Annotated in this window: 14 protein-coding genes; 10 read left to right on the top strand and 4 right to left on the bottom strand. The window is 52.0% G+C overall.

Going from position 1 to position 15,590, the window contains the following annotated elements; all coding sequences use genetic code 11:
• The first annotated feature begins 307 nt into the window (after positions 1–307).
• The 6 genes from DW350_RS03950 to DW350_RS03920 all read left to right on the top strand — a co-directional run bounded on the left by DW350_RS03950 (position 308) and on the right by DW350_RS03920 (position 5,644).
• Entirely contained in the window at positions 308–1,225 is a 918-nt protein-coding gene (locus DW350_RS03950; RefSeq protein ID WP_115717624.1) for a retron St85 family effector protein, read from the top strand.
• On the top strand, positions 1,215–2,156 hold the full coding sequence (locus tag DW350_RS03945) for a retron St85 family RNA-directed DNA polymerase (RefSeq protein ID WP_115717623.1): 942 nt from the start codon (positions 1,215–1,217) through the stop codon (positions 2,154–2,156). Before DW350_RS03950 ends, DW350_RS03945 begins: the two co-directional genes overlap by 11 nt.
• A gap of 59 nt (positions 2,157–2,215) precedes the next feature.
• Complete coding sequence (locus DW350_RS03940) at positions 2,216–2,539, top strand: hypothetical protein (RefSeq protein ID WP_115717622.1); 324 nt, start codon at positions 2,216–2,218, stop codon at positions 2,537–2,539.
• A gap of 536 nt (positions 2,540–3,075) precedes the next feature.
• Positions 3,076–3,537, top strand: coding sequence for a hypothetical protein (locus DW350_RS03930; RefSeq protein ID WP_115717621.1), 462 nt, complete (start codon positions 3,076–3,078; stop codon positions 3,535–3,537).
• A gap of 95 nt (positions 3,538–3,632) precedes the next feature.
• A complete protein-coding gene (locus tag DW350_RS03925) occupies positions 3,633–3,947 on the top strand; it encodes a hypothetical protein (protein WP_115717620.1) in 315 nt (104 codons plus the stop codon).
• A gap of 638 nt (positions 3,948–4,585) precedes the next feature.
• The gene (locus tag DW350_RS03920) at positions 4,586–5,644 is read left to right on the top strand and encodes a PLP-dependent cysteine synthase family protein (protein ID WP_115717619.1); all 1,059 of its coding nucleotides are present in this window, start codon (positions 4,586–4,588) and stop codon (positions 5,642–5,644) included.
• Positions 5,645–6,135: 491 nt separating this feature from the next.
• Here DW350_RS03920 and DW350_RS03915 read toward each other — a convergent pair whose 3' ends face one another.
• The gene (locus DW350_RS03915; RefSeq protein WP_115717618.1) at positions 6,136–7,200 is read right to left on the bottom strand and encodes an NAD(P)H-dependent flavin oxidoreductase; all 1,065 of its coding nucleotides are present in this window, start codon (positions 7,198–7,200) and stop codon (positions 6,136–6,138) included.
• A gap of 93 nt (positions 7,201–7,293) precedes the next feature.
• Between DW350_RS03915 and acuR the strand changes: the two genes are divergently transcribed.
• The 3 genes from acuR (at position 7,294) to tmpT (ending at position 9,628) form a co-directional block, all read left to right on the top strand.
• Positions 7,294–7,929: an acrylate utilization transcriptional regulator AcuR gene (acuR, locus tag DW350_RS03910; protein WP_115717617.1), complete on the top strand. Its 636-nt coding sequence runs from the start codon at positions 7,294–7,296 to the stop codon at positions 7,927–7,929.
• Between the two features lie 9 nt (positions 7,930–7,938).
• Positions 7,939–8,922, top strand: coding sequence for an acrylyl-CoA reductase (NADPH) (gene acuI / locus DW350_RS03905; protein ID WP_115717616.1), 984 nt, complete (start codon positions 7,939–7,941; stop codon positions 8,920–8,922).
• A 67-nt stretch (positions 8,923–8,989) separates the two neighbouring features.
• On the top strand, positions 8,990–9,628 hold the full coding sequence (tmpT, locus tag DW350_RS03900; RefSeq protein ID WP_115717615.1) for a thiopurine S-methyltransferase: 639 nt from the start codon (positions 8,990–8,992) through the stop codon (positions 9,626–9,628).
• A 45-nt stretch (positions 9,629–9,673) separates the two neighbouring features.
• Here tmpT and DW350_RS03895 read toward each other — a convergent pair whose 3' ends face one another.
• The 3 genes from DW350_RS03895 to DW350_RS03885 all read right to left on the bottom strand — a co-directional run bounded on the left by DW350_RS03895 (position 9,674) and on the right by DW350_RS03885 (position 14,963).
• Positions 9,674–10,813, bottom strand: coding sequence for an efflux RND transporter periplasmic adaptor subunit (locus DW350_RS03895; RefSeq protein ID WP_115717614.1), 1,140 nt, complete (start codon positions 10,811–10,813; stop codon positions 9,674–9,676).
• Positions 10,806–13,955, bottom strand: a complete 3,150-nt coding sequence (locus DW350_RS03890; protein ID WP_115717613.1) for an efflux RND transporter permease subunit — start codon at positions 13,953–13,955, stop codon at positions 10,806–10,808. The genes DW350_RS03895 and DW350_RS03890 overlap by 8 nt, the downstream gene beginning before the upstream one ends.
• A gap of 114 nt (positions 13,956–14,069) precedes the next feature.
• Positions 14,070–14,963 (bottom strand): LysR family transcriptional regulator, encoded by an 894-nt coding sequence (locus tag DW350_RS03885; protein ID WP_115717612.1) that lies wholly within the window; start codon positions 14,961–14,963, stop codon positions 14,070–14,072.
• 165 nt (positions 14,964–15,128) lie between these two features.
• Between DW350_RS03885 and DW350_RS03880 the strand changes: the two genes are divergently transcribed.
• Positions 15,129–15,530: a (R)-mandelonitrile lyase gene (locus tag DW350_RS03880; RefSeq protein ID WP_115717611.1), complete on the top strand. Its 402-nt coding sequence runs from the start codon at positions 15,129–15,131 to the stop codon at positions 15,528–15,530.
• The last annotated feature ends 60 nt before the right edge of the window (positions 15,531–15,590 follow it).

The following is a 15,590-nucleotide window of genomic DNA, read 5'->3' as shown; positions in this document are numbered from 1 at the left end:
TAGAGAATAAATAGGAATATCAGTTGGTTAGCATAATAAATGACAACTAATCTGATGAGTAAAAGCGAGCATACTCGCTAGTAAAACTGTTATAAATTTTCGGAAATATCGGTGCAGCTTGAAATAATTTCCGATTCGAATTAGGATTCAAGGATTGCCTAGCGATTATGGGGATAACCCCATCGGGATGTGAGTCACATTCTGCCTTGATTTTTTAGCTTTCTGGCGTTACTTCCTAAATCGGAAGACGCTAGTCAGCGTCTTCCGATTTAGGAAGTAACGCATGCTCTAAGTAGGCAATAAATTAATGTTCAATGAAATTAAAACAAAAAATTTGATCCATAAGAGGGTCGAGGCTCTTAAGCGGGCCATTATCAATTCTCGTGTATATCTTCCTCCTGATATTTCAAAATTTATATTTCTATGCGGAGCAAACAAGAGCCAAATAGAAATATCTGAGCGCAGAAAAGCGCTTATAGAATTCTCCAAGATTCATTTGCCACATACACATTTTTTTCTGGCTGAAAAAATGTTTTCCACTCTTCAGGATGAAGGTCACAAAGGCAACATCCTTGATGTCGAAAGTTTAATTTCTGATTTCTCTGATTTTATTCTAATAATTTTAGAAAGTCCTAGCGCTTTCGCTGAGCTTGGTGCTTTTTCCCATGAAAAGCTAAGAAGAAAGCTGGTGGTAATTAACAACTTAGAATTTAAGACGGAAAATTCCTTTATAAATCTCGGGCCAATAAAAGCCATTGAAGAAGCTGCTGGAACGGATCGAATTGTCTACTACAAAATGAGTGCAGATGGGATTAAGATCCGAGACGCCATAGGTGATACATTCCATCAGATTTATGAATTGTTCAAAGAGCCTATTAAATCGACAGGAACATCGGTTGATCTTGATGTATTAAATCCGGCAAAAAAATTTGACAAAAGATCAGCAATGTTTATTCATGATTTAATATATCTATCAGGTCCAATATTGCACAGAGAACTCATACAACTATTAAAGCTGTTGTTTGGAGATGACAATTATAATAAGGCCGCTCATCTATTGGCCATATTATCCTCATTCGAATCTATCGAAAGAAACCAAAAAGGCTTGTATAGAAGCAAGCTAAACAAAACGTATTACGACTTTAGATTTGACACTTCCAAATATATATCAACGTTTAGAAACTACACATTGAAGGGGTACCCGGAGAGGCTATATGCATATTAAAAAAGCTATAGCAAATGACCTGTCAATACCGGATGGATTGATTGACGAAGCAATAAGCGTAGCTAGGGCCCATGTGAAAATATTTCATATACAGAAAAGGTCTGGCGGGTCGAGAGAGATTTGTCATCCTTCAAAAAAGCTGAAGACGTTACAGTATTGGCTTATTCATAGTGTTTTTAGCCAGATGCAAGTTCATGATGCGTCGATGGCTTACCGTGATGGAGTATCGATTCTGCATAATGCGGAGAAGCATAGATCGAATAGATTTTTCCTGAAGATGGATTTGGAAAATTTTTTCCACAGTATTTCATTTGAAGATTTTATTCCCATTTTGAGGTCGTGGCATAGAAAGAGTAATCCAAAATGGATCTTGGACGCCGAATGTGAAGATATGATTCGGCGTATTTGTTTTTACAAAAATGATCGACTTGCTATTGGCTACCCGAGCTCGCCAATAATTAGTAACATTGTTATGAATGAATTTGATTCAAAAGTATCCACTCTTATTTCTGATAGAAAATATGGAAAAGTGATTTATACGAGATATGCAGATGATTTGGTGCTCTCTACGGACAAAAAGGGAGCATGCTCAGAGATTATTAAAGAAATCATTAATCTAATTCAAGGCACTTCGTCTCCGAACATTAGTGTAAATCACTCAAAAACAAAACTTGGAAGCAGTACTGGCGGATCAGCTTCAGTTACGGGCCTAAAAATATGCTCAGGTGGGCATATCACAATCCATAGAAAGCAAAAAGATCATATTAGGCTGCTGTTAAGTTTGTATAGAAAAGGTAAGCTTGAACAGGAGGAAGAAAATTCGCTCCTTGGTCATTTGAGCTATTGTCATTATGTGGCTCCAGATTTCTATACCAAATTATCCAAGAAATATTTTAAAGAAATTTATGATTTGCGTTCAAAAGATTTATAACAAATCAAAGCACTCGGACGCACTAAAGTACGCCGCTGTTTAAAACGTTAGTGCTCAATATGAAACTGCTACTCAAGTGGAAAATTTGGAGAATTGAATTCGCTCTCAAGAATCTTGTGAGAGCAGAGGGGTTCAAACCGATGGTTTGGTCTTTTGGTGCGTATTATATTGATCCGAAATACCTCGTATTTGTTGTGGGTGTTCCAACCGATGCCGCTAAAGAAACGTTAAAGTCCACTAGCACTTTTACTGCATCAATGAAAGAGTTGCTTGAAACTTTCAACTGGCCAATACAAGCAAGGGCAGAAGTGGTTTTTGATGTTGAGTCACAAGAAACAGTAGATAGAGAAAATAATGGTAACTGGTGGTATCACTACAAATAGCACTAACAAGTGACTGTGGCGTCCTGTCAATTAATTAAGCCTCTTTTTCGGTCCATTTCTCGCCGTTTTTGACCATGGTATTGAGGATGACGATGAGCTTTCTCATACAGGCAATAAGCGCGACGTTGGGAAGCTTTCAGGTGGCGTTAGTAACGGCTAAATACCAGGTTGCACTGGATGGCTAACATCATTGCCATAAACATCACGGTACAACAACTGCAATACTCCCGAGAAATCAGAACTATAACGAAGCTACCCGTTTTCCGCCCGTTAAGTGCAGCGCCTTGCTGTAGGGAGTGGGAGCTGACTTGAGGCATGGATGTCGAAAGAGTGGAAGACGCGTGTGGAGCGGTCAGCGGTAAACGACTGGAAGCAAGGACATCGCGCAACGTGGGCCTTGCTTTTGGTTACTTTTGGCAAAACAAAAGTGACTCGGCTGCCGGGCCGAAACCCGGCAAGTAAAAGCGCTTGCAGGGCGCCCCCTGCGAATAATGATTGGATGGGTGTCCTTTTTATTTTTATGCACGTTAAGAGATATGAGCAATTACATAAGAATTGAACGAATCCCGTATGAAGAACCTTACCATGTGCAGCTAGTATGGAATGCATCCAATGGCAGTGTTTCAACATGCTTCGAATATTATGACAATGCTGACTCATTGAAAGAAATTGCTGGTAGGCTAGAAAACTTTCCTTGGCACAGCAGTGATGTTTTCTTATATGAAATTGGCTCTGAAAAACCCGAAGATAATTTTGCATACTATTTCAGGCTGAGAGCTTTCACTACTGATTCGCGTGGTAACTCGGCACTTCAAATTCGATTTAACAACAACAGAGCTTTACCATACCGAGAAGTAGTCGAATTCTGTATCCAGACAGAACCAGCGGCCATAAATAGGCTCGGTAAGCTCTTTCGAGAGTTTACAAATCTGAATCAAGAGTACATGGCTTGGTCTGATACTGACTCATTTATAGGTGACAAATACGAATATACATAAAAAAGCCAAGCACAATCGCCCATGCAAAAAACGCATGGGCTGGACCTCACTGACGCTCGGCCTGTGTTGGCGGCGTTATATTTCTTAAGGAAGACATGGAAGAAGAAATAGCTTACATCATTGATGAAGAGATAAAGAAGTTAACTTATCTTTCAGAAATAGATCTACAGTGTTTTCTAGCTCACCGTATCAAACCTAGGCGAGTAATGCTAAGCACAAAAAATGATGGCAGTGATTGGGTAGAATGTTATCTAGTTACAGATCACAATGGCGTTAATGATTCACCTTTTCGGATAGGCTACGATCCATCATATAAGCAATTCATTCGAGAGGTGCTTATAGAAAATGATGTCTCATTATATTTAGGTCGCTACCCAGATTTAGAAAGCGCACTAGATGATTTTGCATAAACAAACACGCGGGACACCGACCTTAATATCCCAGAAAATAAAGAACACTAACAAAGCCACCTGCTCTCTCGCCCGTTAAGTGCAGCGCCTTGCTGTAGGGAGTGGGAGCTGACTTGACGTATGGATGCCGAAAGAGCGGAAGACGCGTCGGGAACGCGTGTGGAGCGGTCAGCGGTAAACGACTGGAAGCAAGGACATCGCGCAACGTGGGCCAGGCTTTTGCCTACTTTTGGCCTCAAAAGTAGGGCGCATGCAGGGCGCCCCCTGCGAATAAAAAGCCAGTTTTGATCTAATAGCTAACAAAGCCCTAATCACACGGGACACACCTCAATATCCAAAAGAATCAACATTCTAACGAAGCCACCCGTTTTCCGCCCGTTAAGTGCAGCGCTTTGCTGTAGGGAGTGGGAGCTGACTTGAGGCATGGATGCCGAAAGAGTGGAAGACGCGTCGGGAACGCGTGTGGAGCGGTCAGCGGTAAACGACTGGAAGCAAGGACACCGCGGAACATGGGCCAGGCTTTTGCCTACTTTTGGCCTCAAAAGTAGGGCGCATGCAGGGCGCCCCTGCAACAAATTAACCTTCCGAAATCCCCCTAACCCCTAGAGTGAAGCCATCACCAAAAAACGAGACCAGCCATGCCGCGCCAATGGGTTAATGCCGCTATAAAAAAAATCGAAGCTGACTTTCAACGCAGTGCCGACACTCACCTGTTAAAGCTCGATATTCCGGCCTTCCCGCATATTCAGCTGTACCTCAAAGACGAGTCCAGCCACCCTACCGGCAGCTTGAAGCACCGCTTGGCGCGGTCGTTGTTTTTGTACGGGCTTTGTAATGGCTGGATAACCGAAGGCAAAACCATTATTGAGGCCTCCAGCGGCTCCACGGCGGTGTCGGAAGCCTACTTTGCCAGGTTGTTGGGGCTGCCCTTTATTGCGGTGATCCCCAAAAGCACCTCGGCAGAGAAGATTGCCAAAATCAGCTTTTATGGTGGCCGCTGCCATTTGGTGGACGACCCCAGCCAAATTGACGCCGAATCGCACCGGTTGGCGTTAGAGACCGGTGGCCACTTTGTTGACCAGTTCACCTACGCCGAGCGAGCCACCGACTGGCGCGGCAATAACAACATTGCCGAAACCCTGTTTGAGCAGATGCGCCACGAGCCTTACCCCGAACCGACCTGGCTGGTGATGAGCGCCGGTACCGGCGGCACCTCGGCAACCCTTGGCCGCCATATTCGCTACGCTGGCATGAACACCCAGCTTTGTGTGGTAGATCCGGAGCAGTCAGCCTTTTTTGACTACTACCACAGCCGCGACAGCAGCATTCGCACCAAAGGTGCCTGCGTTGAAGGCATCGGCCGGCCAAGGCCGGAGCTGAGTTTTCTGCCCGATGTGATTGATGAAATGCTGCAAGTGCCCGACAACGCCACCTTCGCCGCCATGCTGCTCCTTGAAGAACTCTTGGGCCGAAAGGTCGGCGGCAGCACCGGCACCAACTTCTATGGCGCACTTTTAAAAGTCAGCGCCATGGCCAAAGCCGGGCAACAAGGCTCGGTAGCCACACTGATTTGCGACCAGGGCGAGCGCTACCTTAACACCTATTACAACCCCGACTGGCGCAGCGCCAAAGGCATCGACACCGCACACTGGCTACCCAAACTGCGCCAGTTCTGGCACCAAGGCGGCGACCTCTAACAAAACACCCGGCAACGCCGGGTGTTTTTAAATCAACTTCGACACCTAATAAAGATCCATACAAAGCAAAGCTCCAAGCACCTGTTCAATAACATCAAAGTCAGAGCCCGAACAAAGCCACCAGCTCTCTCGCCCGTTAAGTGACAAAAACGTCAGGAACGTTTTTGAATATTGGAGCAAAGCGACAATAACCCGAAGGGCGAGTGTCATGGACGATACGAGTAACCGCCTTGCTGTAGGGAGTGGAAGCTGACTTGAGGCATGGAAGCCGAGCGAGTGGAAGAAGGGCAGGATGCCCGTGTGCAACGACCACGGCAAGTGACTAGAGACGAAGATAAAGCGCAACGTGGGCAAGGCTTTTGCCTACTTTTGGCCTCAAAAGTAGGGCGCATGCAGGGCGCCCCTGCCACTAACAACCCCACCAGCCATTGCTGAAACTGGTTATAGCTAGCCGCAAGAAAACGCCCTCGTCATTTAGCTAATTTAAAAACTCAATCCCCCTTCCTCGCTACCACCAACTCCGCCATTAACACCTTCACCAATTCCCCGGCCGGTAATTCACGAGCCAGTGGTGCGCCCTGCCCGGCCCATTGGGCGGCAAAGTCGTCAACACCTTTGGCTTTGGCAGCGGCGGCCAGGGCCTTACCGGCATCGTAGGTGTTGGGGTAAGCCGGTAGCACCGGGGCATTGTCGGCAATGGCGCTGTAAAAGCGGTTGGGCAGGCCCCGCGCCGGGCGGCCGGAGATATTGGCGGTAATGGCGGTATGCAAGGCCTTGTCGCTTTTAAGGGCGGCGCGGTAGTTGGCATCGGCGGCCGATTCGGGGCAAAGAATAAAGGCGGTACCCAGCTGCACCGCCCCGGCGCCTGCGGTCATGGCCGCCTGTATTGCCAGGCCATCCATAATGCCGCCAGCGGCGATAATGGGCAGCGTGCAGTGCTGGCTTAACAGCCGCACCAGCGCCAGGGTACCGATTTCATCGTCGCGCTCGGGGTCAAAAACGCCGCGGTGGCCACCGGCCTCAACCCCTTGGGCGACAATGGCATCCAGCCCCGCTGCTTCAATGTGTTTGGCTTCAGCCAAATTGGTGGCGCTGGCCAACAGCACAATGCCTGCGGCTTTGAGCGCGGCAATGGCGCTTTGTGGCGGCAAGCCAAAGTGAAAGCTCACCACCGCCGGCTTTTCGTCAAGCAGCAGCTTGAGCATGGCGTCATCGACCACAAAGCTTTGATAAATCTCGTTGATTTGCTCGGGAGGCTTAGCGCCAAACTCGGCAAAATACGGGGCCAGATGGGCCAGCCAGGCCGCTTCACGCAGCCGGTCACTGCTGGCCGGTTGATGGCAAAAAAGGTTCACGTTAAAGGGCTTGTCGGTTAGCGCCCGGGTTTCTTTGATCAGTTGGCGCGCTTTATCAGCGCTGCTGGCACCCAGCCCCAAGGCGCCAAGGCCACCAGCATTTGACACCGCCGCAGCCAACGCTGGCGTCGACACCCCGGCCATCGGTGCTTGCAATAACGGAAAGGTCACGCCCAAGCGTGCCAGTAAAGACATCTTCATAACACCTCCCTTTGCATTCAACCTAGCACAGACAAAAGCTGTAAATACACAGGCCTTGATAATTAATAGACGATTAGTCTAAATTATTTGGCCATGGAAAACATAACCCCCAGCAAACGCCGCGGCCGGCCACCCCGCCAAGACCGCAGCCCCGACGACGTTAAGCAGCTGCTGCTAAGAAAGGGCCTTGAAACCTTTACCAGCCAGGGCTTTAGCGCCACCGGCCTGGACGGCATTCTGCGCGCCGCCAAGGTGCCCAAAGGCTCTTTTTATTACTACTTTGCCAGCAAGGAAGCCTATGGCCTGGCGGTGCTTGACCATTACGACGCCTTCTTTTGCCACCTCTTGGCCAAAAGCCTTAATAACAGCGCCTTGCCGGCTCTTGCCCGTATTCATCATTTCGTTGAGGCAGCAAAAGCGGGCATGGAAAAGTATCAATTTCAGCGCGGCTGTCTGGTGGGCAATTTGGGCCAGGAAGTGAACCTGCTGCCCAAGGCCTTTCGGGGCCGGTTAGAAGCCGTGCTGCAAGGCTGGCAGCACAAAATGGCCGCCACCTTAGCGGCGGCCCAAGGCAGCGGCGAACTGGCGGCCGGGGCCGACTGCCAGCAACTTGCCAACTATTTTTGGATTGGCTGGGAAGGGGCGGTGCTGCGCGCCCGGCTGGCCGAGTCAGCCGCGCCGCTGGACACCTTTATCCACGGCTTTTTGGCCGGGCTGCCCCGGCCATAAGGAGACCAGATGTTTAACGCCTTACTGATTGAAAAAGACCACCAAGGTTACCGCTGCCACCTTAAATCTCTGGATGAAAAGCAATTGCCCGCGGGGGATGTGGAAGTGGACATCAGCCACAGCACCCTTAACTACAAAGACGCCTTGGCCATTACCGGCAAAAGCCCGATAGTGCGCCAGTTTCCGATGGTGCCGGGTATCGACTTTGCCGGCACCGTTAGCCACAGCCAGCACCCCGATTTTAAAACCGGCGATAAGGTGGTACTGAACGGCTGGGGCGTGGGCGAACAGCACTGGGGCGGCCTTAGCCAAAAAGCCCGGGTTAACGGCGACTGGCTGGTGCCATTGCCAACGGCCTTTAGCCCCGCCCAGGCGATGGCCATTGGCACTGCCGGTTACACCGCCATGCTCTGTATACAAGCGCTAGAGCGCCATGGCTTGACGCCAGATAAGGGCGAGGTGCTGGTCACCGGTGCCAATGGCGGCGTCGGTAGCGTGGCCATCGCTATTTTGGCCAAACTCGGTTACCGGGTGGTGGCCGCCACTGGCCGTCCGGAATTGGCCGCCGGCCTTAACGCCCTGGGCGCCAGTGAAATCATTGACCGCCACCGCTTCAGCGAGCCCGGCAAACCACTGGCTAAAGAGCGCTTTGCGGCGGTTGTGGATTCCGTTGGCAGCCATACCCTGGCCAACGCCTGCGCCGCCACCCAAAGCGACGGTTTGGTGGCCGCTTGTGGCTTGGCGCAAGGCATGGATTTCCCGGCCACGGTGGCGCCTTTTATTCTGCGTGGGGTCAGTCTTTTGGGCATTAACAGTGTCACCCGCCCCAAGGCCGAACGCCTGGCGGCCTGGCAGCGCTTGGCCACAGACCTAGACCCGGCCAAGCTTGCCGACATCACCCAGCAGATTGCGCTCAGTGACGCCGTTAACAAAGCGCAGGATTTATTGGCCGGAAGCGTTAGAGGGCGGCTGGTTGTCGACGTAAACCACTAGATCCTGGCGGCGAACTGCGTTTAACTTCGTGCTTTGTACCGAAGTAAAACGTTTTAAGGCAGGACTTATGGAACCGGATTTTTGGCATCAAAAATGGGCCAAGCGGGAAATAGGCTTTCACCAGCCCCAGGGAAACCCGCTACTAACGGCACATTTTCAGCGCACCGGCCTTGAAGCCCCGGCCCGGGTATTTGTGCCGCTGTGCGGTAAAACCCGCGATATCGCCTGGCTGCGCAGCAAAGGCTTGCAGGTGGTTGCCGCCGAACTGAGCGAAACCGCGGTAAAAGAACTCTTTGCCGAGCTAGAGCTCTGCCCAGGCGTTGACAGCCACGGCCCGCTAAAGCGCTACCACGCCGACAACCTGGTGGTGTGGGTGGGGGACATTTTTAGCCTTCAGCCCGAGATGCTGGCCAGCGTTGACCTGGTTTACGACCGCGCCGCGCTGGTGGCGCTGCCGCCGGCGCTTCGCCAGCGTTACAGCCAGCATTTGTTGGCATTAACCCAGTCTGCCCCGCAACTGGTGATTAATTTTGAGTACGATCAGTCGCTGCGCGCCGGCCCGCCGTTTTCGGTAACCAAGGCCGATCTGCGCGCTTATTATGCCGCCAGCCACCACATTGAAGATTTGGCCCACCAGTCGTTAAAGCTGGGCAAAGAACAGGTGGATGCCCATGAATGCCTGTGGTTGCTTAAACCGCACCCCTAAGCATTTCGGCTGTTAGCAATGAAAAAGGCGCGTTAAGCGCCTTTTTTATACCGAGCCACTGACCACCCTCACCTGGGTGTTGTTGGTGACCCCATCGGGGGGATTGGTGATGACCTTATCGTCAGTGCTTAGCCCCGACGATATTTCAACGGTGCGCCCCAAGTCTCTGACAATATGAATGCTTCTTAGCTCTACCTTGTCGCTGGCATTAACCACCGCCACCGACAGGCCTTTGGCATCAAAAATCACCGCGCTGGCGGGTATCGACACCACCCCTTTGGGGCTGGGCAAGTCAAGGTCAACACTGGCGTAACTGCCCGGCAAGAGTTCCCCCTTGCGGTTATCCACCACCAATTGCATCAGCGCCGTACCACTGGCCTGGGTAACCGCCTGGGATGAGGCTTCAACCGAGGCCTGAAAGTGCTGATTGGGGTGCTCAGGCACCGTTAATATGGCTTTGGTGCCCAGTTTCACGTTGGGCACGTCTTGCTGTGGCACCTGAATATAAACCCGCAACTTGCTGACATCGGCCACCTGAAACAGGGCGTTGCCACCGCTGCTGCCAGAGCTGATAAGGTCGCCAACGTCGGTATTACGAGCCGTTACCACGCCGTTAAAGGGCGCGGTTATTTCGGCGTAACCCTTTTGCACTTCCAGGTATTTCACATTGGCCTGGTCGGCGCGTACTTGCGCCAGGCTGGCTTCGTAGGCACTGGTGTTTTGCTGCGCTTCCTGGGCCGATACCGCCTTGGTTTTGGCAAGGGTTTGCCAGCGCTCTGCCGTTGACTTGGCTAACGCGGCATTGGCTTTCGCCACCGCTAACTGGGCCCGAGCCTGCATCAGCTGCTGGTCAATATCGGGGGTGTCTATTTTCGCCAGTTGCTGCCCGGCTTTCACCTGGCTGCCAATATCAAACTGCCAGCTTTTCAGGTAACCGTTTACCCGGGAATAAATGGGCGCCTGGCGGTAAGCCTCAAGCCGGCCCGGCAGTTCCAGCTGTTGCTGGCCACCTTGCCCCTTGGGGTTAACCACCGCCACCACCGGCACCGCTTGTTTGTCGGTCCAGGTTTTTAGCTGTTTTTCTTCATTGGCGCGCACCATGATGCCTGAAGTGGCAATAACGGCGGCGACAACCACCACGCCGATACCGATATAACGAAGGGTATGAGATTTGGCTTCAGACATCAGAGCTTCTCCTATCTGAGTGACGGTGGAACAGGCTAAACAACACAGGAACAAAGAACAGCGTGGCCACGGTGGCAAATATCAGGCCGCCAATAACAGCGCGGCCCAGCGGGGCGTTTTGTTCACCACCATCGCCTAGCCCCAACGCCATGGGTAACATGCCAATGATCATCGCCAGCGCCGTCATCAATACCGGCCGCAAACGGGCATAACCGGCTTCAATAGCGGCTTGGGTGGCATCACCCAGCTCTGCGAGTTTTTCTCTGGCAAAACTCACCACCAACACACTGTTGGCCGTGGCTACCCCCATACACATAATGGCCCCGGTCAGTGCGGGCACACTGAAGGGGGTTTGGGTGGTAAACAGCATCCAGACAATCCCCGCCAGCGCCGCCGGCAGCGCCGTGATAATGACAAAAGGATCGCGCCAAGACTGGAAGTTGATCACCAACAACAGGTACACCATCACAATGGCGCCAAGCAGCCCAAACAACAGGCCCGAGAAGGCGGTATTCATGGTTTGCACCTGGCCGGCAATGGTCACCGACGAGCCTTTGGGTTTGTGGCTGGCAGCGAGTATTTTTTGTAAGTCGGTAGCCACCGCGCCCAAATCGCGGCCCTGTACCGTGGCAAAAATTTGTACCTCGGGCTGAATGTTGTATTCGGAAACCACCCCGTCGGTGCGGCTGCGTTTAAAGTTGGCCACGCCGCCCAGCACCACGGTGTTGTTATTACCCGCAGCATTCACCGGCACATCTTTCAGGGCTTTGAGGGAGTCCATTTGGTATTGCGGCGTTTGCATAACAATGGGGTAAATAACGCCATTTTTTGGGTTCAGCCAATAGGTTGGCGCGACTTGGCTAGAGCCCACCAGGTTCACCACCAGGCTGTTAACCACATCTTTTTGGGTGACACCGGCATACATGGCGCGGGTACGGTCAACATTCACCGCAATGGCCGGCGCATTGGGGTTTTGCTGAATGCGTACATCGGCAATGCCGGGAATGCGCTTGAGCTTAGGTAGCAAACTACTGGCATAGGCAAAGTTAGCGGCGGTGTTATGGCCGCGGATCCGCACTTCCACCGGCGATGGCGTACCAAAGTTCAAAATTTGGCTAACAATATCGGCCGGCAGGAAGGAAAAGGTCATATCCGGGAAGCGCTCTGGCAAAATTTCCCGCAGTTTTTTGATGTATTCGGCAGTGGGGGCGTGGCCCTCATTCAAGGAAATCTGCAGGTCGCCGTCTTGGGAGCCAATCATGCCGTTGTTTGAATAAATGGTATTGATACTCGACACATAGGTGCCGATGTTATCCACCAGTGCCGCCAAGTCCTGCTGCGGTATCACCTCTTTAACCACTTTTTCTATCTGGGCAAAACGGGCAGCGGTGTCTTCTACCCGGGTGCCAATGGGGGCGCGGGCATGCAAGACAATTTGCCCGGAATCTACCGCCGGGAAAAAGTCGCGGCCAATAAAGGGCACCAGTGCAAACGACAGCACCACAAAGCCCAAAAAGCACAGCAGAAAGCTTTTCTTCCCTGCCAGAGCCGAGACCAAGGTGCGGCGATAACTGCGGCGAAACCGATTAAATTTGTTTTCAAAACCCGCTTGAAAGTGCTGAAAAAAGTGCAGGTTGGTGTGCCCTGGGCCGTCCCCTTTGTGGGGTTTGAGCAAATACTTGGCCATGGTTGGCACCAGCGTAAACGACAGCAGGAACGAAAACACCATCGCCAGGATCACCGCTTCTGCCATCGGTACAAACAGATAGCGGGGCAAGCCGTGGAGAAAATACATCGGCACAAAAACGATACAGATACACAATAACGACACAAAGGCCGGCATCACTATCTGCTTGGTGCCGTCCAAAATGGCTTGCTCGACTTTTTTGCCCTGTTCCAGGTGCACATTGACGTTTTCGATGGTCACCGTTGCCAAGTCCACCAAAATACCCACCGCCAGCGCCAGGCCGCCCAGGGTCATGATGTTCAGCGTTTCCCCCAGCAGCGACAAACTGATAATGGCGCCAAGAATGGACAGCGGTATTGATACGGTGACGATAAGCGTGGAACGCCAGCTGCCCAAAAACAGCAAGATCATCAAACTGGTTAGCAGCGCGGCAATAACCCCTTCGGTTATCACGCCGTCGATAGCCCCTTCAACAAACATCGACTGGTCGCCAATGGGTTTGACCTTCAGGCTATCGGGTAGCTGCGGCAACACCTGCTTGAGTTTGTTTTTAATGCCGCTAATCACATCCAGCGTTGAGCTGCTGCCGTTCTTGTAGATGTTCATCAGCACCGAGCGGCCGCCGTCAACGTGCACGATGTTGGTTTGCACGGCACTACCGTCACGCACGGTGGCAACATCCCGGATGTACACCATGGCGCCGTTGACGTTTTTAATGGGGAAGTTAGCAATGTCTGCAATATCCACCGGGGAGTTGTTCAGGCTAATGGCATATTCCAGGTTGCCAATTTTTTCGGTACCGGCCGAAATAACCTGGTTTTGTGCGGCTAAGGCATTGGCCACATCCTGGCCGGTAAGGCCGCGCGCTTTGAGGGCGTCAGGGTTTAAGTCAAGCTGCACCTGGCGCTGCTTGCCCCCATAAGGATAGGGAATGGCGGCGCCCGGTATGGTTACCAGCGAGGTACGTAACCGGTTCAGGGCCAGGTCGGCCAGTTGTTGTTCGGTTAAGCCTTTGCCAGACAGCGCCAGTTGAATAACCGGCACCGTTGAAGCGCTGTAATTGATGATTAACGGCGGTTGCGTGCCAGAGGGCATGCGTTTAACCACGGTTTGTGCCACCGCCGTTACCTGCGCATTGGCCAGGTTGATATCGACATTGGGCTGGAAGAAAATTTTAACGATGCCAAAGCCGGTGTAAGAGTTGGCTTCGATGTGGTCGATATTATTAACGGTGGTGGTGAGCACGCGCTCAAAATTGGTGGTGATACGCCCGGCCATTTCTTTTGGGGGCAGCCCTTTGTATTGCCACGCCACGGCAATAATGGGGATATCAATATTGGGGAAAATATCCTTAGGCGTACGTTTAGCGACCAGTGGCCCTAAAATAACCAGCAATAAGGCCAGTACAACAAAGGTATAGGGGCGGTTCAGTGCAACGCGAACAAGTCCCAACATAAAGGCCACTCTGTTTTCAACAACAAAGCTTAAAACAGTATCGCAGCCACAATTGAGCGGAAGGGGTTTGCGGTGAGCGGTAGACCAGCAGAGACTTATTTAGCTAATTTGCTGCTAAATATGGGATTTCAGTGCATTTATAACCAAACTAAAGGCCGAGGAATGTTGGCGCCGATTGGGGTAATACAGCGAATAACCAGCAAATTCGGGGCACCAGTCAGCCAAGACTTGCAGCAGTTGCCCAGTTTCTAAATAACTATCCACCATGTCTTTGGGCACAAAAGCGATGCCAAAACCGTCGAGGCACGCCTGCACACTGTGCTGGCTGTCGTTAAAGGCCAGTTGCCCCTGCACCCGCACCGACAACGCCTGGCCGTCTTTTTCAAATTCCCAGGCATAAAAACCGCCATAGGTTGGCAAGCGCAAGTTAATGCACTGCTGCTGGTTAAGGTCGTTGGGGTGCAAAGGCTTATAGTGGCTTTCAAAGTAGCCGGGGCTGGCCACCGCTACCATGCGCATGGGGCCACAAATGGGCACCGCTATCATGTCTTTGGGCAGGCTTTCAGACAAGCGAATCCCCATGTCAAAACGTTCGGCAACAATATCGGTAAAGCGGTTATCGGCGGAGATCTCGATATTGATATCGGGGTAATCTTTTAAAAAAGGCCTGAGCTTGGGCCACAGGCAGTGGGCCACCGCATGGCGCGAAGCATTAATGCGGATGGTGCCGGCCGGCTTACCCCGTAAATCCCCCAAGGCACTGAGCTGCGCTTCAATTTCCTCCAGCCTTGGCGCCACCGACAGCAGCAAGGTTTCCCCCGCTTCGGTGGGCGACACACTGCGGGTACTGCGCGCTAGTAGCCGCAACCCCAGCCGCTGTTCCAAGCCGCGCATGGCATGACTCAGCGCCGATGGCGACACCCCGAGCTTGGCCGCTGCCCGGGTAAAACTGCCCTCGCGGGCAACGGTGACAAACGCCACCAGGTCATTGAGGTTGTCGCGCGGCATAGTGGCTCCTAACAAGGTGCTTTTATTTTATATTATTCATTAAAATTTCTATTACTGAATATTTCTCACAAACCCTTGCAACCTTGCCCCCCTAATGCCGCACGTACCGTCTTGCTAGAGTGGCGCTCACTTATTAAGCACCACGTTCTCACAAGAGGTATTCACATGGAGATCACTCGTAGCGGCAACGCAGCTTCTGTTACCGGCCCCGGCGACTATTTCGTTGGCACCGTGCGTATTGATGCCCCCTTTCAGGGCACCGATGGCGCCAAAACCGGTGGCGCTACCGTCACCTTTGAACCCGGTGCCCGCACCCACTGGCATACCCATCCGTTAGGCCAAACCCTGCTGGTAACCGCCGGCAAGGGCTGGGTGCAAAAAGCGGGCGAGCCCATTCACAGCATTAGCCCCGGCGACATTGTCTGGATAAAACCCGGCGAACGGCACTGGCACGGCGCAACCGACACCACCGCCATGACCCACATCGCCATTGCCGAGTCTGAAAACGGCTCGCCGGTTACCTGGCTTGAACCGGTAACCGACAGCGACTACCTGGCTAACACCTGATTGTTGCGGGCCGCGGGCGATACAAGGCTGCGCCTGGGTGGTGCGGCCCCGTTGCCACCA

Source organism: Gallaecimonas mangrovi (genome assembly GCF_003367375.1).
GTDB classification, from domain to species: Bacteria; Pseudomonadota; Gammaproteobacteria; order Enterobacterales; family Gallaecimonadaceae; genus Gallaecimonas; species Gallaecimonas mangrovi.
The sequence above is the reverse complement of the archived record's forward strand: the minus strand, read 5'-3'. Positions and strand labels throughout refer to the sequence as shown.